The organism is Sphingomonas sp. T1, from assembly GCF_902506585.1.
In the GTDB taxonomy this organism is placed as follows: domain Bacteria; phylum Pseudomonadota; class Alphaproteobacteria; order Sphingomonadales; family Sphingomonadaceae; genus Sphingomonas; species Sphingomonas aerolata.
Map to the genome: position 1 here is coordinate 53,790 of NZ_LR733876.1, position 21,484 is coordinate 75,273.

The following is a 21,484-nucleotide window of genomic DNA, read 5'->3' on the forward strand; positions in this document are numbered from 1 at the left end:
GTCAGGATCGATATTTCATGAAAACAATGCTCGCGGCCATGCTGGCCGCGGCGTCCTGCGCATCGATAGCGCAGGCGCAACAGGAGGCGGCGCCGCAGGCGGCCACCCCGTCTGAAACGCCGACCGCGGCGCAACCGCTCCCCGGCTTCTCGCTCGATCAGGCGGTGTCTGCCGCGGGCGGAGCAGCGCCATCGGGTGCCGCTGCTACTGCATCGGTCGAGGCGGCGCAGGCGGCCCGCACGGTGGCCGGGCTCCGGCCGAACCCCGTCTTCCAAGGGCAGGTCGAGAACGTCGTCGGCTCCGGTCCTTATCGGGGCGTGCGGAGCGCGGAGACGACGGTGGGGGTCGCGATCCCGATCGAGCTTGGCGGCAAGCGCGGTGCCCGCGTTGCTGTTGCCGACGCGCAAATATCACGTGCGCAACTCCAGAGCGCGATCGTCGCGGCCGATATCCGCGTCCAGGTCACACAGCTCTATGTCGAGGCAATCGCGGCCGAACGCCGGCTGGTGACGGCGCGCGACCAGGCACGGATCGCGGCCGAAGTGCTGCGGGGGGCTGCGGTGCGCGTCCAGGCGGGGCGAGCGTCGCCGCTGGAGCAACAGCGCGCCGATGTCGCGCGTATCAATGCCGATGCCAATGTCGAGCGGCTGACCCGGCTCGCCGAGGCGGCACGGACCAATCTCGCGCGGCGGCTCGGCCGTCCGATCGACGGCACGCTCGACGCAGGCTTGCTCGACCGGTTGCCGCCGGCGACCTTCGGCCCTGCAGCACCGCTACAGACTGCCGGCACGCTGGCGCTGGCGGCGGCGGATGCCGATCTTGCCATCGCCGATGCCGGCATCAGGCTCGCGCGCGCCAACCGCGTACCCGACATCAACGTCGGACCGGCGCTCCGACGGCTGGAAGCGACGAACGATACCGCCGCGGTGTTCGCGATCTCGATCCCGATCCCGCTCTTCAACAACGGCCGCGCCGCCATCGCGCAGGCGACGGCGGAGCGGACGCGCGCCGAAGCGGTGCGGCGCGTAACCGCGCTCGACGTCGAGCAGGCGATCACCGACGCGCAAGCCGAAGCCGCCAATGCGGCAACGACCGCGCGCGCTGCGGTCGGGCCGGCGCTGGCAGCAGCAGCAGAGGCCGCGCGGATCGCGCGGATCGGCTACCGCGAGGGCAAGTTCGGCCAGCTGGATCTCCTCGATGCCGAACGCACGCTCGCCGAGACGCGCGTCGCCGCGATCGACGCGCTCGCCAACTATCAGAATGCCCGTGCGCGATTGGAGCGGCTGACCGCGCCTGCGCCGACCACCAACACCGGGGGAACCGACCGATGAAGACCATCCTGACGGGCGGCGTTCTGCCGTTCGGCCTTGCCCTGTTGCTCGCGGCCTGTGGCAGCAGCTCCGAAGGCGGCAACGAGACTGCCGGAAACGAAACCAGCGCAGGTGCCGAAGCCGGCGGTAACGAAGCCGCCCATGCCGATGAGGGTGCGGTAACGCTCTCGGCGGACCAGATCACCGCGGCGGGCGTCCAGATCGGTCGCCCGCTCACGGGCGGTGCGGGGACGATCGAACTGCCGGCGACGATTGAGGGCGACCCGCAGGGGACGCAGGTCGTTTCGGCCGCAATCGGCGGGCGTGTCGTGGCACTCACGCGCAACCTCGGCCAATCGGTCGGGCGCGGGCAGACGATCGCCGTCATCGAAAGCCGCGAGGCCGCACAGCTCAAGGGTGAGGTCGAGGCATCGCGTGCCCGGCTCGCGCTTGCCAACTCCAATCTCAGCCGCGAGCAGCGGCTGTTCGCGCAGCGCGTGTCGCCCGAGCAGGATTTGATCGCCGCGCGCACCGCGGCAATCGAAGCACGTATCGCCTACCGGCAGGCGCAGAGCCAGGTGTCGGCAGCGGGCGGGGGCGGGGGCGGGCTCAACCGGCTCGGCATCGTCGCGCCGATCGGCGGTCAGGTCATCGCCCGACCGGTCGTGCTAGGGCAGACGGTCGCAGCAGACAGCGAACTCTATCGCATCGCCAATCTCAGCCGGGTGTCGCTGGCGCTCAACCTCAGGCCAGAAGATGCCGGCCGGGTGAAGCCAGGTAATATTGTTACCGTGACGGCGCCGGGGCGGCAGGCGAGCGCTCGAATCAGTTTCGTGTCGCCAGCCCTCGATCCGCAGACACGGCAGGTGCCGGTCATCGCGACGCTCGACAATGGTGGCGGTCAGTGGCGCGTCGGCGAGCCCGTCACCGCTGCGGTCCAACTCAGCGGTAGCGGAGGCAGCAATGCGGTCCGCGTGCCGACGACGGCAGTGCAGACGGTCGAAGGCAAATCAGTCGTTTTCGTCCGTACGGCCAAGGGGTTCCAGTCGACCCCGGTCACGCTCGGCGACGCGGCCGGCGATACCGTCATCATCCGCTCGGGCCTGACCGGCCAGGAGCAGATCGCCACCACCGGCAGCTTCACGCTCAAGGCCGAACTCGGCAAGGGCGAAGCGGCGCACGAGGATTGATGTCATGATCGCTCGCATCGTCAATTGGGCGGTTGAGAAGCGCTGGCTCGTCCTGCTCCTCACCGCCATCGTCGCCGTCATCGGCGCCTTTTCGCTCTCCCGGCTACCGATCGACGCGGTGCCGGACATCACCAACAATCAGGTGCAAATCAACGTTCGCGCGCCCGCGCTCTCGCCCGAGCTGGTCGAGAAGCAGGTGTCGTTCCCGATCGAAACCGCGCTCGCCGGCATCCCCGGCCTCGACAATACCCGCTCACTCAGCCGCAACGGCTTCGCGCAGATCACCGCGGTCTTCGACGAATCCACCGACATCTATTTCGCCCGCCAACAGGTCGGCGAACGGTTGCAGGGCGTCGCGGAAAGCCTGCCCGATGGCGTGAACCCAGAGATGGGGCCGATCGCGACCGGGTTGGGCGAGGTCTATATGTGGACTGTCCGGCTGGAACACCGAAAGGACGACAAGCACCGCGCTGGCGAGCCGGGGCAGCAACCTGACGGCAGCTATATCACACCGGAAGGCGAGCGGCTGACTACGCCTGAAGATAAGGCGACCTATCTGCGGACCGCGCAGGACTGGATCGTCACGCCTCTGCTCAAGAACGTACCCGGCGTGGCGGGCATCGATTCGATCGGTGGCTACGCCAAGCAATATCTTGTCGTCCCCGACGTGCAGAAACTGGCGTCGCTCAAGATTACACTGACAGATCTTGGCACCGCGCTTGAAAAGAACAACACCAGCGTCGGAGGGGGGTTCGTCAATCGCAACGGTGAAGGATTGGCGGTCCGGTCGGACGCGCTGGTGCGCAATGCGAACCAATTGGCGCGCACCGTCGTTGCCACCCGTGACGGTATCCCCATTACTCTTGACCAAGTCGCCAACGTCCGCACGGGGCAGGCGATCCGGATGGGCTCGGCGTCGGAGAACGGCACCGAAGTCGTCGTCGGCACCGCGATCATGCGGATCGGCCAGAACAGCCGCAACGTGGCGACCGCGGTCGCCGACCGGTTGAAAACTATCAACGCCTCGCTGCCACCTGATGTGGTGGTGCAGCCGGTGCTGGATCGTACCGCGCTGGTCAATTCGACGATCAAAACGGTCGCCAAGAACCTCTCCGAAGGCGCGCTGCTCGTCATCGTCGTGCTGTTCCTGCTGCTCGGCAACTTCCGTGCGGCGCTAATAGCTGCCGCGGTCATCCCGGTCACGATGATGCTCACCGGGTTCGGTATGCTTCGGCTCGGGGTGTCAGCAAACCTCATGAGTCTGGGTGCGCTCGACTTCGGGCTGATCGTCGACGGCGCGGTCATCATCGTCGAGAATGCCCTGCGGCGTCTTGCCGAAAAACAGCATCACGAAGGCCGGCTGCTAAGCGTCAAGGAGCGGCTGGATGCGGTCGCGACCGCAGCGCGAGAGATGATCCGGCCGTCCGTATATGGGCAGGCGATCATCATCCTCGTGTACGTGCCTTTGCTCACGCTGACCGGCGTGGAAGGCAAGACGTTCGTGCCGATGGCGCTGACCGTCATCATCGCGCTGCTCTTTGCCTTTGTTCTGTCGCTGACCTTCGTACCTGCGGCGATTGCCATCTGGCTGTCGCGGAAGGTCAACGAGGAGGACGGGCGGATCATCTCGTGGCTGAAGAAGCGCTACGAACCGGGTCTGGAAAAGGCGATGAAGCGGCCGTCGATCACCATCGGTGCCGGCGTGGTCAGCCTCGTACTGGCGGCGCTCGCCTTCACGACGCTCGGGCAGGTGTTCCTCCCCCAGCTCGACGAGGGCGACTTATTGATCCAGGCGCTGCGCATTCCGGCGACGTCGGTGCAGCAAAGCCAGGCGATGCAGGTGCCGATCGAACGAATGGTGTCGAAACAGCCCGAGGTGCGGTTCGTCTTCTCGAAGACGGGCACCGCCGAGCTGGCCTCGGACCCGATGCCGCCCAACGCGACCGATATGTTCGTCATCCTGAAGCCGCATGACGAATGGCCCGATCCCAAGCTGGAGAAAGCCGCGCTGGTCGAGCGGCTGGAGACCAAGCTCGCGCAGTTTCCCGGCAACGCCTACGAGATCACGCAGCCGATCCAGATGCGGTTCAACGAGCTGATCGCCGGCGTGCGCGGCGATATCGCGGTCAAGGTGTTCGGCGACGACTTCGCCAGTATGAACCGCACTGCCGAACAGATCGCCGGCGTCCTGCGCAAGACGCAAGGCGCGGCGGACGTGAAGGTCGAACAGACGACGGGGCTCCCGATGCTCGACATTCGGGTGAATCGTGACGCGATGGCGCGGGTCGGCGTCACTGCCCAGGACGTGCAGGACACCATCACCGCCACGCTCGGAGGACGCGAGTCCGGCATGATCTTCGAGGGCGACCGGCGTTTCCCGGTCGTCATCCGTCTGTCCGATGCAGAGCGCGCCAATCTGGGGCTTCTCGAACAGGTGCAGGTGCCTGTAGCCGGCGGTGGTTACGTGCCGCTGTCCAGCGTCGCCGATATCGGCGTCGTCGACGGGCCCAACCAGATCAGCCGCGAGAACGGCAAGCGCCGTGTCGTCGTCCAGGCAAACGTGCGCGGGCGCGATGTCGGCAGCGTGGTGGCGGATGCACAGGCCGCCGTGTCGAGTGGGGTACGCCTGCCGGCGGGCAGTTACCTCGAATGGGGCGGGCAGTTCGAGAATCTGGAGTCAGCCAGCCAGCGGCTCCAGCTCGTGGTGCCGGCTTGCTTCGTGCTGATCTTGTTCCTGCTCTACGGGGCATTGGGATCGGTGCGCGATGCGGCGATCGTGTTTACAGGGGTGCCGTTCGCGCTGGTGGGCGGCGTCCTGTTGCTCTTCCTGCGCGGCATGGACTTCTCGATCTCGGCCGCGGTGGGGTTCATCGCGCTGTCGGGCATCGCGGTCCTCAACGGACTTGTCATGGTCAGTTCGGTGCAGGACCTGATCCGTTCCGGCATGGACCGCGCCGAAGCGGCGCATACGGGTGCCCTTCAGCGATTACGCCCCGTCGTCATGACCGCGCTCGTCGCAAGTCTCGGCTTCGTGCCGATGGCGTTCGCGAGCGGGGCCGGCGCGGAAGTGCAAAAGCCGCTCGCAACCGTCGTCATCGGCGGGCTGATCTCGGCGACCCTGCTGACGCTGTTCGTGCTGCCGACGCTCTACGCCCGCTTCGGGCAGCAGGCGGTCAAGGTCGACGACACGGACGATACCTCACCGCTCCCGCAACCCGCATGATCGTGGGGGAGGGCGGTCGTGCCCTCCCCCACGCCTCAAGAAAGGGGGCTCGCTCATGACGACGATCGACAATGTAACGACACTCTCCGTATCCCCGCTGCGTGTCTGGACGGTCCTCACGGACTTCGCCGGCCACCCGCAGTGGAAGCCGTTCATCCAGCTTTCCGGTGCCGCGGTCTGCGGCGGTGATGCCAACTACACGTTCCGCATCGGCGGACTCGACAAGCCGGTGACGGCCAAGGCGGATATCATCCGCGTCGATAAGCCGCTGGCGTTCGCATGGACGGCGGGCGTCGCCAGGTTCTTGCTGTTCGAGGAATCTTACGCGCTGGAAAGCGATCCCGCTGGAACCCGCCTGCGCCATAGCCTGCGCTTCTCAGGCATCTTGGGTCGTCCGCTCTGGGCACTGATGCGCCGCAGGCTTCAAGCAAGCCTCGTGCAGTCGGACAGGTGCCTCGATCGCCAGCTTCGGCGCCTGTCGGCGGTGCCGGTTTCCAATAGCCGGACTGGACCTGCGCGCACTGGGGCACGGAGGCAGCGATGACGATGCATCATCTTGGCTTGGGTTTTGGCATGGGCATCGTGCTGGTGTTGGCAGGCTGTTCCGAGGAGCCCCGGAAGGGTCCACCGACCGAGCAGGAGATCCACGCTGCGGACACTGCGGTGACCAGCAGGACACCCGGCCGTCACCCCTATCGATGCGACGATAACCAGACGCTTCTGGTCGACTTCAAGGATCAAGGGCTCACAGTCGAGTTACGGCGCGATGCGAATGCACCTGCGGTCGTTCTAACCGCGCCGTTGCAAGGTCTCCAGTATGTCGGCGATGCGGAAAGCGCGACATTCTCGGGCAACCAGATCAAGATCGAGGCACCCGGCAAACGCCCCGTGCTTTGTGAGAAAGCGACAAGCCTATGAGCAATCTTGTATCTAAAACCAGCGGGACGGATCGCCAGCGACGTACGCTCTGGATCGTCCTGATCCTCAATGCCGGGCTTGCACTGGCGTTCGTCGCCACAGGACTGTTCGGTGATTCCAGTGCGCTGATCGCCAATGGCCTCGATAACGGCTCCGATGCCGCGGTATATGGGCTCAGCCTTGTTGCGTTGAGCCGCGGCGCACGCTGGAAGCAAGCTGCGGCCAGGGTGTCCGGCATCATGCTGCTCCTGTTCGCGGTCGCGGTCCTCATCGATGTCGCGCGGCGTTTTACCCAGGGCAGCGATCCGATCGGCCCGACTATGATCGGCATGTCGATTGTCGCTGGCATCATCAATTATCTGTGTCTGCGCCTCCTGCAAAAGCTGGAGAACAAGGACGTCAACCTGCGCGCGGCGACGACCTTCAGCCTCAACGACTTCATCTCGAACGGCGGGATCGTCGTCGCTGGCGTCCTTGTCATGTGGTTGGGCGTGAACTGGCCGGACCTCGTGGTCGGGCTGGCGACAGCCGCAATCCAGTTGTGGGGCGGCATCAAGATCCTGCGTGACGCGAAACAGGACGCGCGCAAAAACAAGGACAATCAGAATGGCTGAGAAGACCAGGCTCGACCTCGCCGTCGTCCTGCCCGACGTCCCGGATGCGGCTGACGCCTGCGTCGCGCGGCTTGTTCAACGGCTGGCGGACCGCGAGGGCGTCAGCGAAGCGCACGTCGTCCCCGCCAGTGGCGAGGCGCCGGCGCAACTGTGCATCCATTACGATCCGGACCAGCTCCCGCTATCCCGTATTCGCGAGGTCGCGACCGGCGCGGGCGCGCAGATAGGTGAGCGCTACGGCCATGCCGTATTCGACATCGGCACGATGCATCAGCGGCGCGCCCGCACCCTTAGCGATCGATTGAAGGCTGTGTCCGGCGTTCTGGAGGCCGAGGTTGCTGCAAGTGGCCGGGTGCGGGTCGAGTTCGACCGGGAACAGACCGACGAATCTACGATCCGCGGCACCGTCGTCGAGCGCGAAGCAGCCGTCCCGCAGGCCGCTAGCGACGATCACGCCGGCCATGACCATGGCCCCGGCGAGCACGATCACGGCAAGGAGGGGCATAACCACAATCATGGCGGCATCCTGGGGCCGAATACCGAGCTGTTCTTCGCATTGGGCTGCGGTGCCGTTCTCGGCATCGGCTTCGCGATCGAGAAGCTGGTCGCCGGGGCGCCATCGTGGCTGCCGCTCGCCTGCTACCTGACCGCCTATGTGCTGGGCGGTTTCTTTACCGTCCGCGAAGCGATCGATAATCTGCGGATGCGCCGGTTCGAGATCGACACACTGATGCTGGTCGCCGCGGCGGGCGCAGCCGCGCTGGGCGCCTGGGCGGAAGGCGCGCTGCTGCTGTTCCTGTTCAGCTTCGGCCACGCGCTCGAACATTATGCGATGGGTCGCGCCAAGCGGGCGATGGAGGCTCTGGCCGAGCTGGCACCGAAAACCGCCCTCGTCCGCCGCGAAGGCAAGATCAGCGAGATATCCGTCGACACGCTGGTGGTCGGCGACATTGTCGTGGTCAAACCAAATGCACGGTTGCCTGCCGACGGATTCCTGACGCTGGGTTCGAGCAGCATCAACCAGGCGCCAGTGACGGGCGAAAGTATCCCGGTCGACAAGACCGCAGTCACCGATACGGACCAGGCGCGGGCCAATCCCGACCGCGTCGACGCCGCCAGTCGCGTGTTCGCCGGCACAATCAACGGCAGCGGCGCGATCGAGATCGAGGTCACGCGCCTATCGACTGACAGCGCGCTCGCCAAAGTCGTGAAGATGGTCAGCGAGGCCGAGACGCAGAAGTCGCCGACGCAGCGTATGACCGATCGGTTCGAACGGGTGTTCGTGCCCGTCGTGCTGGGCCTCGCCGTCCTGCTGCTGTTCGCCTGGGTCGTCGTCGACGAACCCTTCCGCGACAGCTTCTACCGCTCGATGGCGGTCCTCGTCGCCGCTAGCCCGTGCGCGCTGGCGATCGCGACACCAAGCGCAGTCCTGTCGGGTGTCGCCCGCGCCGCGCGCGGGGGTGTGCTGGTGAAGGGCGGTGGGCCGCTGGAGAACCTCGGTTCGTTGACCGCCATCGCCTTCGACAAGACCGGCACGCTAACAGAAGGCCAGCCCAAAATCACCGATGTCGTCGCGATGACGGGCATCGCCGAGGACCGGCTGCTCACGACGGCCGTCGCCGTGGAGGCCCTGAGCGATCACCCTCTCGCCGCGGCGATCGTCAAGGACGGCAGGACACGCCTGAACGACGCCGCGTTGCCACAGGCGAGCGATCTGGAAAGCCTGACCGGCCGCGGCGTCCGCGCGACGCTGGAGGGCGATCCGGTAACGATCGGCAAGGCCGAGATGTTCGGCAAGGACGGCATCGCCGCATTGACCGATGAAACGATGGCCGCAGTCGAACGGCTCCGTGCGGGCGGGCGGACGACGATGGTCGTGCGACGCGGCGAGGTGGATCTGGGGGTCATCGGGCTGATGGACACGCCGCGGACTGCCGCCAAGGCGACACTGGCGACGCTGCGCACCCTCGGCATCACCCGTATGATTATGATCTCGGGCGATAATCAAGCGGTCGCGGATGCGATTGCGCGCGAGGTCGGCATCGACGAAGCGTGGGGCGACCTGATGCCGGAAGACAAGGTCGAGGCGATCAAGAAGCTGCGCGGTGACGGCAAGGTCGCGATGGTCGGCGACGGCGTAAACGACGCACCCGCGATGGCCAATGCGACCGTTGGGATCGCGATGGGCGCGGCGGGGTCAGACGTAGCGCTGGAGACCGCCGATGTAGCGCTGATGGCGGACGATCTGGCCCATCTGCCGTTCGCGGTCGGCCTGTCGCGACAGACCCGATCGATCATCCGGCAGAACGTCTTTGTCAGCTTGGGCGTGGTGGCGATCCTGGTCCCTGCGACGATCTTCGGTCTCGGGATCGGAGCGGCCGTCGCCATGCACGAAGGGTCGACGTTGCTCGTGGTCGTAAACGCGTTGCGTCTGCTCGCCTATCGCGATCGGTTCGCCACGACGCAGACCGCCTGATGCCCAGGAGACCGCATCCATCGCATGCGGTCTCCGCAGGTTAGAAAGGAGTGTTCGTGATGTCCGATCCCACCGTGTCCGGTGTCCTTGCCGTCCGTGCGCAGATCCTTGCGCGCAGTCAGACGCTCAACCGCCTGACGCCACCAGCCACGACACCTGGGGCGGTTTCGACCGTGCCGCGGACCGACGCGCCGGCGACGTTTGGGGACACCCTGAAGGGCATCGTCGGCAAGGTGAACGCGGCACAGGAGGCCGAGGACGTCGCTACCGACCGCTACGAGCGTGGCGAGACCACCGATATCGCCACCGTGGCGCTGATGCAGAACCGCGCTTCGGTGTCCTTCGAGGCGACGCTTCAGGTCAGGAACAAGCTCCTGTCAGCCTACAAGGACATTATGAGCATGCCCCTTGGATGACTCAGTTCCCTGCGCCTGCGCATACGGCCAAGCCGAAGAGCGTGTGGGGTTGGCGGGCGGTCATGGCTTTGATCGTCGTGCTGGCGGGCGCCTGCTCGCCCGTTCGGCAGGATGACGACGCCGATACGCACAACACGTTGTCGGCCGGTTCCGAGATGCAGATGCATGTCTTCACCTGTGAAGATAGAACGTCGATCGTGACCGGTCTGAGTGCCAATACCTTCGTCGTCGACCTCATCGGTGCGACGCGGGAAGATCGTGAGCAACTGACTGTGCCACGCGCGCAGGTCCGGACTGCCGATGGACGGCTTACGGTCATGATCGGCCAAGATCGGCTCCATCTCGAGCGGATCGGCAAGCAAGGCATCAACGAGCATCTGTCGTTCAGGGGAAAATCATGCTGGCGCTGACCTATACGATCATTCCGGTGCTTGCCGTGATCCTAGGCGGCATCTTTGCGATATGGCGTCGGCCCGGCGACGCCTTTGTATCCGCGATGCAGCACCTCGCCGCCGGTGTCGTGTTCGCCGCTGCGGCAACCGAAATCCTGCCCCAAGTGCTGCATGCTGGCTCGCCGCTGGCAACCTTTATCGGCGGCTCAGCGGGGGTCGCGGTCATGCTGGGGCTCAAGGCGTACGAAGCCCGCGCCGCGGGACCGGTCACGCTGATATCGGCGGTCGGGATCGACATCGTCGTCGACGGGCTGGTGCTGGGCCTTGCGTTCGTCGCCGGTGCCAAGGCGGGCGCCCTGCTCACCGTCGCGCTCACGCTGGAGGTGCTGTTCCTAGGTGTAACGCTGACGACGGAACTCGCCGAATCCATTACCTCAAAACTCAAGATCATCCTCACCGTGACGGCGCTCGCGCTGCTGCTGCCGATCGGCGCATTGCTGGCGATCCCTGTCGCTGGCCTGTCACCTCCGGTAGTGGCGGGCTTCCTGTGCTTCGGCCTCATGGCGCTCCTGTTTCTCGTCACCGAAGAGCTGTTGGCCGAAGCACACGAGAAGCCAGACACGCCGCTCATCAGCGCAATGTTCTTCGTCGGCTTCCTCTCGCTCCTCCTCATTGAGGAAATCGCGATGTGACGAGCCTGACCTCAAACGGCGCCGACGTGCGCCGCGATCGATCCAGCAAGGGGAATGAAATGTCGATAATCAAGGCACAATGGCTTATTTTGGGCGTGGCTGCGGCCCTGTCCGCGTGTTCGGCCGAGAAGCCTTCGTACCAATTCACGTCGAATGAATCCGGTCCGACCGATGCGATCCATGGATCGAACGTGCAGCATGCCAAGGACGCGATCCACGGGGCGAACCCTGCGCACGATAAGACAAGCATGGTCATGCCATCGACCGGCGATCCGGACACCGACTTCCTGCGCGGCATGATCCCGCATCACGAAGGTGCAGTGGAGATGGCGCGTGCCGAGATCGCCAACGGCACCGATCCGAAAATTCGGGAAATGGCGGAGGAGGTGATCCGAACGCAACAGGCCGAGATCACGACGATGCGGGCTTGGCTTGCCGAGCGTCGAGCTGCCAGAAAGGGCTCCTGATGATGTCTCGCAGTCATTCCGATGATGCTGCACTACCCCTGTGCCCCATGCCCGCTCGGGCTCAGATGGGGCGGGTGGCGTGACGGAATATCGATGCGATGCGCTCATCATCGGCGGGGGGCCAGCAGGATTGACCGCCGCGATCTACCTCGCACGCTATCATCGGCGCATTATCGTGGTCGATGAGGGAAACAGCCGGGTGAAATGGATACCGCGTTCGCACAACCACGCCGGTTTTCCGGACGGGATTGCAGGTGAAGACCTTTTACACCGGATGCGCGAACAGGCCGAGCGCTACGGTGCTACGATTGTGAACGGCCGCATCGACACGGTGGCGCAAAACGCTGATGACTTCGACGCTTGCGGAGTTGGAATAACCCTGTCCGCGCGATCGATCCTGATCGCAACGGGAGTCGAGAACCGTCGCCCCTCGATCGACGCTGCGACCCATCGCGACGCACTGGAGCGCGGCCTGCTACGCTACTGCCCGATCTGCGACGGTTATGAAGCGACTGGCCAAGCTATCGGCGTCATCGGCGCGGACACTCATGGCGTCGCTGAGGCGCTGTTTCTCCGCACGTTTTCCGATCGAATAACGCTAGTGGCGCACAAGACGCTCGAACTCGACGCTTGCGACCGCGGGGCGCTGGAGGCGGCAGGTATTGCGGTAGCGCCAAGTGCGCTCGACCAAATCGATTTTGCTGAAGAACACGTAACGCTGCGTCTGGCCGATGAGACACAATTGCAGTTTGACACGATCTACCCAGCGCTCGGTTCGGATAGCAATAACGCCCTTGCGCGGCAGCTCGGGGCCAAGCTCAGCGACGAGCGCTGTATTGTGGTCGACACCAAACAGCGCACCAGCGTTTCGGGCGTTTACGCTGCCGGCGACATCGTCATATCGCTGGATCAGATAAGCGTCGCCATGGGCCATGCAGCTATCGCCGCGACAACTTTGCATAATGACCTTCGCAAGCGCGATGGCCATACCCGCTGAACGAAGATCAGCTGAAGGAAGATTATCAGCCTTACCCGCAATGGAATCCCGGGATTTGACCCATAACTATGGCCAGCGTTGGTCGGACGAGACCGACGTCGAACTGCGCAAGCGGATCGACGCACGCCAGAGTGTTGGCCAGATCGCGCGCGACATGGGGCGGACGCAGGATGCGATCCGTGGGCGAGCGGCAACGCTGCGCCTTTCTCTGCCCTCGACTATGCGCCCGTGGCGCGAGGGGGTAAAACGGGGACCGCGAATGCAGCGGCCGGACCCTAGCTCGACTGGCGAGAATTAAATGCCGGGGAGCGGCCCCCCGCCCCCCGGCAACCTTGTTACTTCATGTTCGGCATGGCGTGGCCGACGTGATCGCCGCCCTTGGCCTTGTCCCCATGATCGCAGCAGTCAGCGCCGTCCTTGCAGCCCGCCATGTCGGCGCAGCAGTTCGCCACGCCGCGAAAGCGCCGGTCGAGAGCGTGAGGGCGAAAGTGGCGCTGATGAGCTTGAACTTGGTCATTGGTATTCTCCGGAAAGTAGCAGGTGAAATTGATTGGTTTCACTAAATTTGCGGAGGGGGTGTCGCGGGCGCGCTGGCTCGGCCAAGAAGGGTAGCTTGCTGCCCGAAATATGGGACCACCTCACTGTGGGCGCTGCGATTAGCTGGCGATATGACCATACGACTTGGCAGGTTGAGGGTATAAGCCATGAACGGCGCGCCCGCACTGTCGGCGAAGCGCTGTGCCGAGTGCCGAGTGCCGGGTGTGCTACAGGCTGAAAGGCGGCGCGCCGAGGGAAAACCTCGGCTCGCTGAAGGCGTTTGCGTTCGACAAGACGGGGACGCTGACGGAAGGGCGATCGTGCATCACCGACACGATGGCCGTCGACGGCGCGAGTGCGGAGGATCTGTTGGCACTCGCCGTAGCGGTTGAAGCCTTGAGCGATCATCCGCTGACGCAGACGATCGTCAAGGATGGAGGCGAGCGCCTACGTGGGCGCGACCTTACGAGCGCTACGGATCTTAAGATCCTGACAGGGCGCGGCGTCACCGCAACTGTCGACCGTGAAACGGTTTGGATCGGCAAGGCCGAGATGTTCGCCGTTGAGGGTGTCCCCGCACTACACACCGCTACGACCGAAGCGATCGCCGCCCTTCGCGAGAGCGGACGTACCACAATGGGTGCGCAAGGGTGACCGGGACATCGGCGCGATCGGCCTGATTGATATGCCTCGCGAGGCAGCCAAGGTTGCGCTTAAGAGTCTGCGCGACATGGGTATCACTCGGATAATTATGATTTCGGGCGATCATCAAAAGGTTGCCGATGTCGTCGCCAGGAGGTTGAGCTCGACGAGGCCTGGGGCGATCTGATGCTGGAGGACAAGGTCGCGGCGATCAAGACACTCGCTGGCGAAAACAAGGTGGCGATGGTCGGCGACGGCGTAAACGATCCGCCGGCGATGGCGAGTGCGACAGTCGGCATCGCGATGGGCGCTGCCGGATCAGATGTCACGCTGGAAACCGCCGACGTTGCACTGATGGCCGACGATCTCGCCCATCTTCCGTTCGCCGTCGGCTTGAGCCGCCATACCCGCGGCATCATCCAGCAGAACGTGTTCGTCAGCCTCGGCGTCGTCGCGTTACTCGTGCCCGCGACGATCCTCGGCCTTGGGATCGGCCCGGCCGTCGCGATGCATGAAGGCTCGACGCTGCTGGTCGTGTTTAATGCGCTGCGCCTGCTCGCCTATCGCGATCCCGCTGTACAAGCAGCATGACGCCGATCGCACAATGCATCGCTCGTCGGCGGCAGAGCCGCCGGCGTGACGTGCGCCCTCTATCTTCACCGCTGCGACCGCTAAATCATTGGTGTCGACAAAGATCTTAGCCGCGCTGAATAGAACCCTTTTCCCGCAATCACCCCCGGCTTCCCTGAGAAGAACGGCGGCCGATACATGGGAACGATAGAAGCGTGAATTGGGTTCAGCGGTCGAATGCATACTTTAAATGGGAAGCAACAATGGACGATGGGGACGATCAGAAGATGAGCAGCTCCGCTGCCGGCTCGGGGGGACATTACGGCTATCACGGCCACCACCATCATGGAGGTGGCGCGACGGTTGGTATGAACGACGTGGTAGATCCGGTCTGCGGCGCAACCATCGACCCTCACATGACGAGACACTACGTCGATAGCGAGGATCAGCGGCTCTTTTTCTGCTCATCGGCATGCCAACAAAGGTTTGAAGCAGAGCCAGACCGGTATCGATGAGGGAGAGATGCCGCACGATCAAGGCAGCCCTTCATTAAACATGGCTCCCGATCATATGTCGCCGACGGCGCGAGCGGGACACTAACCCCCTCCGAGCGCGTTAGAACAATCCATAATAAAGGAGAGCGCAAATGCCCGAAGAGAAGCTTGGCTCGCATCACGACCATCCCGGACATACGCCTGGTGATCTCGACCCCCACGGTCACCGCGACACGAGCGGGCAGCAAGAGGTGCCAGGAGAGCACCACGATCACCCGGGCCACGTGCCCGGCGATCTCGACGAACACGGCGACCGGGATACTAGTGGCCAGCGGGACGTGCCAGGCGAGCACCACGATCACCCTGGCCATACTCCGGGCGATGTCGATCCAGACGGCCATCGTGACAAGAGCGATTCTGGCTCGAACTGAAATGCTACCTCGGCGAGGCCCTCCCCGCCGAGGTAGATTGCGACGGCATTTCTTCGGCAGGAGCGACAGCCGCGCGCCGCACCTGAGCGTTCATCTATCGAACGTTTTTGCGAGGATCGCCTCGGTAGCGACAGGTCCCTACTAACTGTTCTAGAGCTATTCGCGAGCGGGCAAGCGATGGTGGAACCGACGCATCTCACGCCCTGGTTCCGCCTGAGACGGGCCCAAGTTCAACAGACTGAACGAGTGTAAGGCGAAAATACACGGCAAAGTCGGTAGCCCTTTATTCGGCTTTTTACCGGAGAAGCTTACCCAACCCGTTCCAACGGCTGCCTGTAAGCGGAGGGGGCAGGCGTGAGACCAGATCGCAGTTCGGCACGCGCCTGTCGCATGATCTGGAAGCCGCCCGACAGACCGAGCACCGCCATCAATGTCGCCACCACAAGATCAGGCCAGGCGCTGTTCAGACCAAAGACGCCGCCTGCAGCCAGCACCACGGCGATATTGCCGATCGCGTCGTTGCGCGAGCAGATCCAAACCGAGCGCATGTTCGCGTCACCGCTGCGAAAGCGGTACAGCATGACTGCGACCAGCAGGTTTGCAATAAGCGCCGCGACCCCAATGATGCCCATGACCTCGGCATGGGGTACAGTGCCGTGGAAGGCGCCCCAGCCCGCCGCGAGCAAGACATAAAGACCGAGCAGGGCAAGCGTCGCTCCCTTCAGCATCGCTGCCCGCGCGCGCCAAGCTATCGCCATCCCGGCGACGCCCAAGCTGATCGCGTAATTGGCGGCGTCACCGAAAAAGTCGAGCGCGTCGGCTTGAAGCGCTTTCGATCCGCCCGTAATCCCAGCGACGATTTCGACCCCAAACATGCCGCCGTTGATGGCGAGCGCGATCCACAAGGCGCGCCGCCACTTTGGGTCGTTCAGGGTGCCCGCCTTGTCGGACGCGCAGCTCGTGCAGGCCATCTTTGCCACCTCGGTAGAATCGATCTAGCAGCCTATATGCACCCTCTAGTCGGTAGAGGGTCAAGGGCTGTGTCTGAGAAACTGACGATCGGTAAGCTGGCTTCGGCGACAGGCACCAAGGTCGAGACGATCCGCTATTACGAACAGATCGGCTTGCTGCCGGCACCAGCCCGGTCGGCCGGTAATTACCGGACGTACGAGGGCGAGCATCTGCGGCGATTGTCCTTCATCCGTCGAGCGCGCGATCTCGGCTTCTCGATCGATCAGGTCCGGGAGCTGATGGGGCTCGCCGGTCGTCGCGAACAGTCCTGCATGGCCGTGGACGTGATCGCCCATCGGCATCGGGATGCGATTACGCGGAAAATTGCTGATCTGACGGCCCTCGCGGGCGAACTGGACGCGTTGATCGACTCCTGCAGCCGAAACACCGTGGCCGACTGCAGGATTATCGAAGCCTTGGGTCCGACCGTGGACATGCCTTTCACACAGAGCCGAGCCCACGGCCCGAACTGATGGAAGGCCCTGATTGCGTTTGGTGCCGCAATGGGCAGTGCTAGAGACCAAAAGAAGATCAGCGTGTTAAGAGTGATATAATGGATCAAACCACTAGCGCTGTTAGCGTCGAACAGCGCCTACTCGAAAGCGAAGCCCGGCTCCGGCTTCTGACCGAAGCGAGTACAGACGTCCTGTACCGGATGAGTCCGGATTGGGGCGAGATGAAGGAACTGGATGGGGGCGGTTTCCTGCCCAGCACCCCGTCATCCAACCCGAACCGTTCCTGGTTGCTGGCCTATATTCCCGAAAGCGATCAGCCGGCGGTAACCGCCGCCATCGATGAAGCGATCCGGCTCAAGAAGATATTCGATCTCGAACATCGCGTTGTGCGTGCGGATGGGACCGTCGGCTGGACGCTGTCCCGTGCCGTTCCGCTACTGAGCGCAGATGGCGAGATCATCGAGTGGTTCGGGGCAGCAAGCGACATCAGCGCTCGGCGTGAGGCTGAGGCTGCAATGCGCGAGAGCGAAGCGAAATTGCGCCAGTTCAACCAAACTCTCGAGCAGCAAATCGCCGAACGCACGGCCGAGCGCGACCGCCTTTGGGAAGCATCGCCCGATCTTCTCGTGGTCATAGACTTCGACGGGGTCTTCCAGCGTGTAAATCCAGCCTGGACCACGGTCCTCGGCTATGCGCCTGACGAACTCGTCGGGCATCACGTCAACGAGTTCGTCGTTCCGGACGATCACGGCAAGACGGTCGACGCCTATGAAACGGCTGCAGCCGGCAATCAGCCACGGATCGAGAACCGCTACCGTCACAAGGATGGCTCGACCCGTACTATCTCATGGGTTGCCGCTCCGGCCGGCGGCATCGCCTATGCAACGGGTCGCGATGTCACCGCTGAGCGGGAGATGGAGGCAAGGCTGCACGACGAGCAGGACTTTGCGCGCCTCGCCCTCTCAGCCGTTGGTGGCGTCGGCGTGTGGACCTACGATGTCGCGTCCGACTGCTTCTTCTGCGACGCGGCGATCTCTGCCCTGTACGCGCTCGATCCGGAGCGGGCCGCAGCGGGCCTGCCGCGCGAAGAGTTTCTGGCCAACGTCCATTCGCAGGACCGCTCGTCGCTGCAGAAAACGATGGATGGCGGGCTGCAACGATCAGGCGATCTGGAACTTGAGTATCGTCTGGTTCACCCCGACGGGTCGATCCACTGGGTGCTGTCGCGTGGACACACCTACTTCGACGAGAGCGGCAAGCCTGTCCGGCGAACCGGCGTCGGTGTCGATATGACCGGGCAGCGGCAACTCGAAGATCAGCTACGCCAGGCGCAGAAGATGGAGGCGGTCGGCCAGCTCACCGGAGGGCTGGCGCATGACTTCAACAACCTCCTGACGGGCATGATGGGCAATCTGGAACTGCTCCAGATGCGTCTGGAGCGAGGCAAGCTCGACGATGCCGAGCGCTTCATTCACGCAGCGCAGGGAGCTGGGCGGCGCGCAGCTTCCCTGACTCAGCGTCTGCTCGCCTTCTCACGGCGGCAGACGCTCGATCCAAGGCCAACCGACGTCAACCGTCTCATCGCCGGGGTCGAGGACCTGCTGCGCAGAACGGTGGGGCCGACCACGGATATCGAGGTTGTGGGAGCGGCGGGGTTGTGGCCCGCCATGATCGACGCGACGCAGCTCGAGAGCGCGATTCTCAACCTATGCATCAACGCGCGCGATGCCATGCCCGATGGCGGTCGGATCACGATCGAGACCGCGAACAAGTGGCTCGACGACCGGGCGGCCCGTGCGCGCGACCTGTCGGCAGGGCAATATCTGTCGATCTGCGTCACGGATAGCGGCACGGGCATGTCGCCAGCGACAATCGAGCGCGCCTTCGAGCCCTTCTACACGACCAAGCCGATCGGAAAGGGGACCGGGCTCGGGCTGTCGATGATCTACGGCTTCGCTCGTCAGTCGGGTGGCCAGGTAAGAATCTACTCAGAGCTGGGGCATGGGACCACGATCTGCATCTATCTCCCCCGCTATGCCGGCGATGCCCTGCTGGGCGAGGAGGAGGAGGCGATCGCTACCGCCGCAACGGCCAGCGGTCAGACGATCCTGGTGGTCGACGACGAAGCCACGATCCGGCATCTCATCGACGAGGTGCTCGACGAGCGGGGCTACACCGTGATCGGCGCGGCAGATGGTGCATCGGGCATCAAGGTGCTGCAATCGGGCGCGAAGATCGAACTGCTGATCACCGATGTCGGCTTGCCGAACGGCATGAACGGGCGCCAGGTCGCGGACGCCGCACGCTCTCTCCGCCCCGACCTGAAGGTGCTTTTCATCACTGGCTATGCGGAGAACGCTGCGGTCGGCAACGGCCACCTCGAACCCGGTATGGAGCTGCTGACCAAGCCCTTCACGATGCAAGGGCTCGCGGCCAAGGTCGCGGAGATGATGAACGTCGGTGGCACCTCATGACGGAGTTCGGTCGACGCTCTCATGCGGCAGCGGTCAAACCAAAGATTTCTCGGGCCGCATTGGAAGCCAGAGCTTGTCTCAAAAGTATGTCTCAAAACCTATCATTAATCGGGTAGAGATGCGTTCGGAAACTGAGGAGCTATCGGTCACGCCCACTCATGCCGCGCCACGCCGACGACCTCCTGCTCCGTTCGACCGCTCGATGCTTCGGACGGAAATCGCCGCTGGGTGTCGCCCGGGCGAAGGTTTCAACATGTCAGGAGAACCGACGAAACCCTCCCTGCCCGGCCGCATTCTTTTTTCCAGGAAGGGCAGTTACTGGAATAAACATCGGCAGTGGCGTGCGTGGTTAGATCGCTTATGTGTTAGCATGACTAAGCGCCATTGCCTCCGTGGGGTGGCAATTTTGGTTAGTTCGGTTATATGTTAGCGAGACTAACCACAGGAGCTGTCCATGGCGACCCTCGCCACCGCTGTCGATCCGAGCGCCTTCGCCAATCTGGTGTTCGCCAGCCTGGTCGAGACCGCGCGCGCCAAGCCGGCCAAGCGGCGCGGGGCTCCGCGTTCCGAAGCCGCCAGCGACACCTTATATATAGCGCCTACTGTTGAGGGCTTCTCCGAACAGTATCGAACCGCCGTCGATCACGCGATCGAGCAGCTGACCGCCACGGGCATCGCAGCCGACCCGGATCGACAGGCACTCTACGCAATCGTCGACAAGCTGTTGCCGGATGTCCGCGCGCGGCATCTCGAGCGCAAGATCGAGCAGCTCCTCGACGTCCTGGCCGATACCCATGATCCGATGGCCGAGTTCCATACCGCAGTCGCGGCTGACAACACCGCCATCCGCCAGCGCTTCATGCACGAGGTCGAGACGCTGACCTCGGCCGAGGTCGCGGCGCGCGCCGGGCATGAAGCCAAGAACCGCCACCAGACCGCCGCGCGCTGGAAAGCGCAGCGCCGCGTCTTCGCGGTCCCCTACCAGGGACAGGACCGCTTCCCGACCTTCCAGTTCGACGCCGACGGCAAGCCGCTTCCCCTCATCAAGAGGATTTTGGAGGTCCTGCCGACGAGCCGGTCACCATGGCAAACCGCCTTCTGGTTCGTGTCGACCAACTCGTGGCTGGGTGGACCCGCTCCGAGGGAACTCCTCGACGATGAAGCGGCCGTCCTCGACGCCGCGGCGCATGAGAGCGACGAGATCGGCGGGTGACAGCGCTGGCGCCGACCGGCATTGTCCCCAAACCGCCGACCGCCTTTGCGACCCACGTCACCGATCTGCCCGTAGGCGCCGTTCTCTGGCGCATTCACGCCGAAAAGCTTGCCGGCGATGCGTTCAATCCGGGCTTTGGCTCCTCGCGATTCGCGCCGATCGGCCCCGTGCGCAAACGCGTGCCGACCGCCTATGCCGCGGATGGATTTGAGGCCGCGGTCTACGAGACGATCTTCCATGATCTCGATCCTGCTCAGTCCTTCAAGACGTTTCCGCTTAGCAAGCTCGCGGATGTGCGCTGCTCGGTGCTGCGGGTCGCCAGCCCGCTGGCGCTGCGCTCTTTCCTCGCGCCGGACCTGATGAAACTCGGCATTGCTCGCAATCAGTTGATCGACACACCCGCGAGCGAGTTCTCGGATACGCGGCGCTGGTCCGCGGCGCTGCACCGCAAGGACGCCGCCACGCACGGGATGGTCTGGGAGTCTCGCGCCTATCCCTCATCGCTGGCGGTGATGTTCTTCGGCGATCGCGTGCCGCCCGGAGCGCTCAGCGTAGTCAGCGCCGTCCGGGTTGATGCCGACCCAAGCCTTGCCGCGCGGTTCAAGGCACTGGCGGATCGATCGGGCGTATCGCTGATCGTATGATCGACCCAAATCCGGCCATCCACACGCGCCGTCCCGCTGACCGAAACCTGCCGCCCGTTCATGTGAGCGGACCGACCGCTTGAGCGAGGGCTGTCAGCATCTTGGAACGGCTGAGATTGGGGACTTTCCTGCCAGTCAGCTTTCAGGATTGGAACGGTCGAGAGCCGCCGGCACGTGGTGTCACAACCGTTCGAGACTGTTGAAAAATGGCGGCTTGCGAAGGGGCTGGAGGCGTGATTCACTCCTATCAGGCGGTAGGGGATAACGGACATGATGGGTCGGCAGGTGGCGCAAGGCGCACTGTTCTACGGGTTCCGG

Annotated in this window: 20 protein-coding genes and 1 pseudogene; 20 read left to right on the forward strand and 1 reads right to left on the reverse strand. The window is 64.1% G+C overall.

What is annotated here, in order from left to right; translation table 11 throughout:
• Nucleotides 1-17: 17 nt before the first annotated feature.
• The 16 genes and pseudogenes from GV027_RS17835 (at nucleotide 18) to GV027_RS21555 (ending at nucleotide 15,369) form a co-directional block, all read left to right on the forward strand.
• The gene (locus tag GV027_RS17835; RefSeq protein ID WP_151989793.1) at nucleotides 18-1,331 is read left to right on the forward strand and encodes a TolC family protein; all 1,314 of its coding nucleotides are present in this window, start codon (nucleotides 18-20) and stop codon (nucleotides 1,329-1,331) included.
• Entirely contained in the window at nucleotides 1,328-2,500 is a 1,173-nt protein-coding gene (locus GV027_RS17840) for an efflux RND transporter periplasmic adaptor subunit (protein WP_151989792.1), read from the forward strand. The genes GV027_RS17835 and GV027_RS17840 overlap by 4 nt, the downstream gene beginning before the upstream one ends.
• 4 nt (nucleotides 2,501-2,504) lie before the next feature.
• Nucleotides 2,505-5,723, forward strand: a complete 3,219-nt coding sequence (locus tag GV027_RS17845) for an efflux RND transporter permease subunit (RefSeq protein ID WP_151989791.1) — start codon at nucleotides 2,505-2,507, stop codon at nucleotides 5,721-5,723.
• A gap of 55 nt (nucleotides 5,724-5,778) precedes the next feature.
• Nucleotides 5,779-6,267, forward strand: a complete 489-nt coding sequence (locus tag GV027_RS17850; protein ID WP_151989790.1) for an SRPBCC domain-containing protein — start codon at nucleotides 5,779-5,781, stop codon at nucleotides 6,265-6,267.
• The gene (locus GV027_RS17855; RefSeq protein ID WP_151989789.1) at nucleotides 6,264-6,641 is read left to right on the forward strand and encodes a hypothetical protein; all 378 of its coding nucleotides are present in this window, start codon (nucleotides 6,264-6,266) and stop codon (nucleotides 6,639-6,641) included. Before GV027_RS17850 ends, GV027_RS17855 begins: the two co-directional genes overlap by 4 nt.
• Nucleotides 6,638-7,255, forward strand: coding sequence for a cation transporter (locus GV027_RS17860; RefSeq protein ID WP_151989788.1), 618 nt, complete (start codon nucleotides 6,638-6,640; stop codon nucleotides 7,253-7,255). The genes GV027_RS17855 and GV027_RS17860 overlap by 4 nt, the downstream gene beginning before the upstream one ends.
• Nucleotides 7,248-9,731, forward strand: coding sequence for a heavy metal translocating P-type ATPase (locus tag GV027_RS17865; protein ID WP_151989787.1), 2,484 nt, complete (start codon nucleotides 7,248-7,250; stop codon nucleotides 9,729-9,731). Before GV027_RS17860 ends, GV027_RS17865 begins: the two co-directional genes overlap by 8 nt.
• A gap of 59 nt (nucleotides 9,732-9,790) precedes the next feature.
• Nucleotides 9,791-10,147 carry a flagellar hook-basal body complex protein FliE gene (gene fliE, locus GV027_RS17870; protein WP_151989786.1) on the forward strand — a complete coding sequence of 119 codons (357 nt, stop codon included), beginning with the start codon at nucleotides 9,791-9,793 and terminating at the stop codon, nucleotides 10,145-10,147.
• Nucleotides 10,148-10,209: 62 nt separating this feature from the next.
• Nucleotides 10,210-10,557 carry a hypothetical protein gene (locus GV027_RS17875; protein WP_159513020.1) on the forward strand — a complete coding sequence of 116 codons (348 nt, stop codon included), beginning with the start codon at nucleotides 10,210-10,212 and terminating at the stop codon, nucleotides 10,555-10,557.
• The gene (locus tag GV027_RS17880; protein ID WP_159513021.1) at nucleotides 10,545-11,231 is read left to right on the forward strand and encodes a ZIP family metal transporter; all 687 of its coding nucleotides are present in this window, start codon (nucleotides 10,545-10,547) and stop codon (nucleotides 11,229-11,231) included. Before GV027_RS17875 ends, GV027_RS17880 begins: the two co-directional genes overlap by 13 nt.
• Nucleotides 11,228-11,698, forward strand: coding sequence for a CopM family metallochaperone (gene copM, locus GV027_RS21550; RefSeq protein WP_236559362.1), 471 nt, complete (start codon nucleotides 11,228-11,230; stop codon nucleotides 11,696-11,698). The genes GV027_RS17880 and copM overlap by 4 nt, the downstream gene beginning before the upstream one ends.
• A 79-nt stretch (nucleotides 11,699-11,777) precedes the next feature.
• Nucleotides 11,778-12,695, forward strand: a complete 918-nt coding sequence (locus GV027_RS17890; RefSeq protein WP_159513022.1) for an NAD(P)/FAD-dependent oxidoreductase — start codon at nucleotides 11,778-11,780, stop codon at nucleotides 12,693-12,695.
• A gap of 356 nt (nucleotides 12,696-13,051) precedes the next feature.
• The gene (locus GV027_RS17895; protein WP_159513023.1) at nucleotides 13,052-13,258 is read left to right on the forward strand and encodes a hypothetical protein; all 207 of its coding nucleotides are present in this window, start codon (nucleotides 13,052-13,054) and stop codon (nucleotides 13,256-13,258) included.
• A gap of 208 nt (nucleotides 13,259-13,466) precedes the next feature.
• Nucleotides 13,467-14,465, forward strand: a pseudogene (locus tag GV027_RS17900) (HAD-IC family P-type ATPase); the annotation flags it as partial.
• A gap of 347 nt (nucleotides 14,466-14,812) precedes the next feature.
• Complete coding sequence (locus GV027_RS21935; protein WP_225883583.1) at nucleotides 14,813-14,959, forward strand: YHS domain-containing protein; 147 nt, start codon at nucleotides 14,813-14,815, stop codon at nucleotides 14,957-14,959.
• Between the two features lie 131 nt (nucleotides 14,960-15,090).
• Nucleotides 15,091-15,369, forward strand: coding sequence for a hypothetical protein (locus GV027_RS21555; protein ID WP_151989840.1), 279 nt, complete (start codon nucleotides 15,091-15,093; stop codon nucleotides 15,367-15,369).
• Between the two features lie 308 nt (nucleotides 15,370-15,677).
• On the opposite strand, the gene GV027_RS17915 is transcribed toward GV027_RS21555, so the two are convergent.
• Nucleotides 15,678-16,340 (reverse strand): cation transporter, encoded by a 663-nt coding sequence (locus GV027_RS17915; protein ID WP_151989839.1) that lies wholly within the window; start codon nucleotides 16,338-16,340, stop codon nucleotides 15,678-15,680.
• Between the two features lie 69 nt (nucleotides 16,341-16,409).
• On the opposite strand from GV027_RS17915, the gene GV027_RS17920 reads away from it, so the two are divergent.
• The 4 genes from GV027_RS17920 to GV027_RS17935 all read left to right on the forward strand — a co-directional run bounded on the left by GV027_RS17920 (nucleotide 16,410) and on the right by GV027_RS17935 (nucleotide 21,166).
• The gene (locus tag GV027_RS17920; protein WP_234422486.1) at nucleotides 16,410-16,853 is read left to right on the forward strand and encodes a MerR family transcriptional regulator; all 444 of its coding nucleotides are present in this window, start codon (nucleotides 16,410-16,412) and stop codon (nucleotides 16,851-16,853) included.
• 80 nt (nucleotides 16,854-16,933) lie between these two features.
• On the forward strand, nucleotides 16,934-19,309 hold the full coding sequence (locus tag GV027_RS17925) for a hybrid sensor histidine kinase/response regulator (RefSeq protein ID WP_151989837.1): 2,376 nt from the start codon (nucleotides 16,934-16,936) through the stop codon (nucleotides 19,307-19,309).
• Nucleotides 19,310-19,763: 454 nt separating this feature from the next.
• Nucleotides 19,764-20,522 (forward strand): hypothetical protein, encoded by a 759-nt coding sequence (locus tag GV027_RS17930; protein WP_159513024.1) that lies wholly within the window; start codon nucleotides 19,764-19,766, stop codon nucleotides 20,520-20,522.
• Nucleotides 20,519-21,166 carry an RES family NAD+ phosphorylase gene (locus tag GV027_RS17935; protein ID WP_159513025.1) on the forward strand — a complete coding sequence of 216 codons (648 nt, stop codon included), beginning with the start codon at nucleotides 20,519-20,521 and terminating at the stop codon, nucleotides 21,164-21,166. Before GV027_RS17930 ends, GV027_RS17935 begins: the two co-directional genes overlap by 4 nt.
• Nucleotides 21,167-21,484: the final 318 nt, after the last annotated feature.

Coding starts and splice junctions, on each gene's coding strand:
- GV027_RS17835 (WP_151989793.1), top strand. CDS start 18: ATGAAAACAATGCTCGCGGCCATGCTGGCCGCGGCGTCCTGCGCATCG.
- GV027_RS17840 (WP_151989792.1), top strand. CDS start 1,328: ATGAAGACCATCCTGACGGGCGGCGTTCTGCCGTTCGGCCTTGCCCTG.
- GV027_RS17845 (WP_151989791.1), top strand. CDS start 2,505: ATGATCGCTCGCATCGTCAATTGGGCGGTTGAGAAGCGCTGGCTCGTC.
- GV027_RS17850 (WP_151989790.1), top strand. CDS start 5,779: ATGACGACGATCGACAATGTAACGACACTCTCCGTATCCCCGCTGCGT.
- GV027_RS17855 (WP_151989789.1), top strand. CDS start 6,264: ATGACGATGCATCATCTTGGCTTGGGTTTTGGCATGGGCATCGTGCTG.
- GV027_RS17860 (WP_151989788.1), top strand. CDS start 6,638: ATGAGCAATCTTGTATCTAAAACCAGCGGGACGGATCGCCAGCGACGT.
- GV027_RS17865 (WP_151989787.1), top strand. CDS start 7,248: ATGGCTGAGAAGACCAGGCTCGACCTCGCCGTCGTCCTGCCCGACGTC.
- fliE (WP_151989786.1), top strand. CDS start 9,791: ATGTCCGATCCCACCGTGTCCGGTGTCCTTGCCGTCCGTGCGCAGATC.
- GV027_RS17875 (WP_159513020.1), top strand. CDS start 10,210: ATGGCTTTGATCGTCGTGCTGGCGGGCGCCTGCTCGCCCGTTCGGCAG.
- GV027_RS17880 (WP_159513021.1), top strand. CDS start 10,545: ATGCTGGCGCTGACCTATACGATCATTCCGGTGCTTGCCGTGATCCTA.
- GV027_RS21935 (WP_225883583.1), top strand. CDS start 14,813: ATGAACGACGTGGTAGATCCGGTCTGCGGCGCAACCATCGACCCTCAC.
- GV027_RS21555 (WP_151989840.1), top strand. CDS start 15,091: ATGCCCGAAGAGAAGCTTGGCTCGCATCACGACCATCCCGGACATACG.
- GV027_RS17915 (WP_151989839.1), bottom strand. CDS start 16,340: ATGGCCTGCACGAGCTGCGCGTCCGACAAGGCGGGCACCCTGAACGAC.
- GV027_RS17925 (WP_151989837.1), top strand. CDS start 16,934: ATGGATCAAACCACTAGCGCTGTTAGCGTCGAACAGCGCCTACTCGAA.
- GV027_RS17930 (WP_159513024.1), top strand. CDS start 19,764: ATGGCGACCCTCGCCACCGCTGTCGATCCGAGCGCCTTCGCCAATCTG.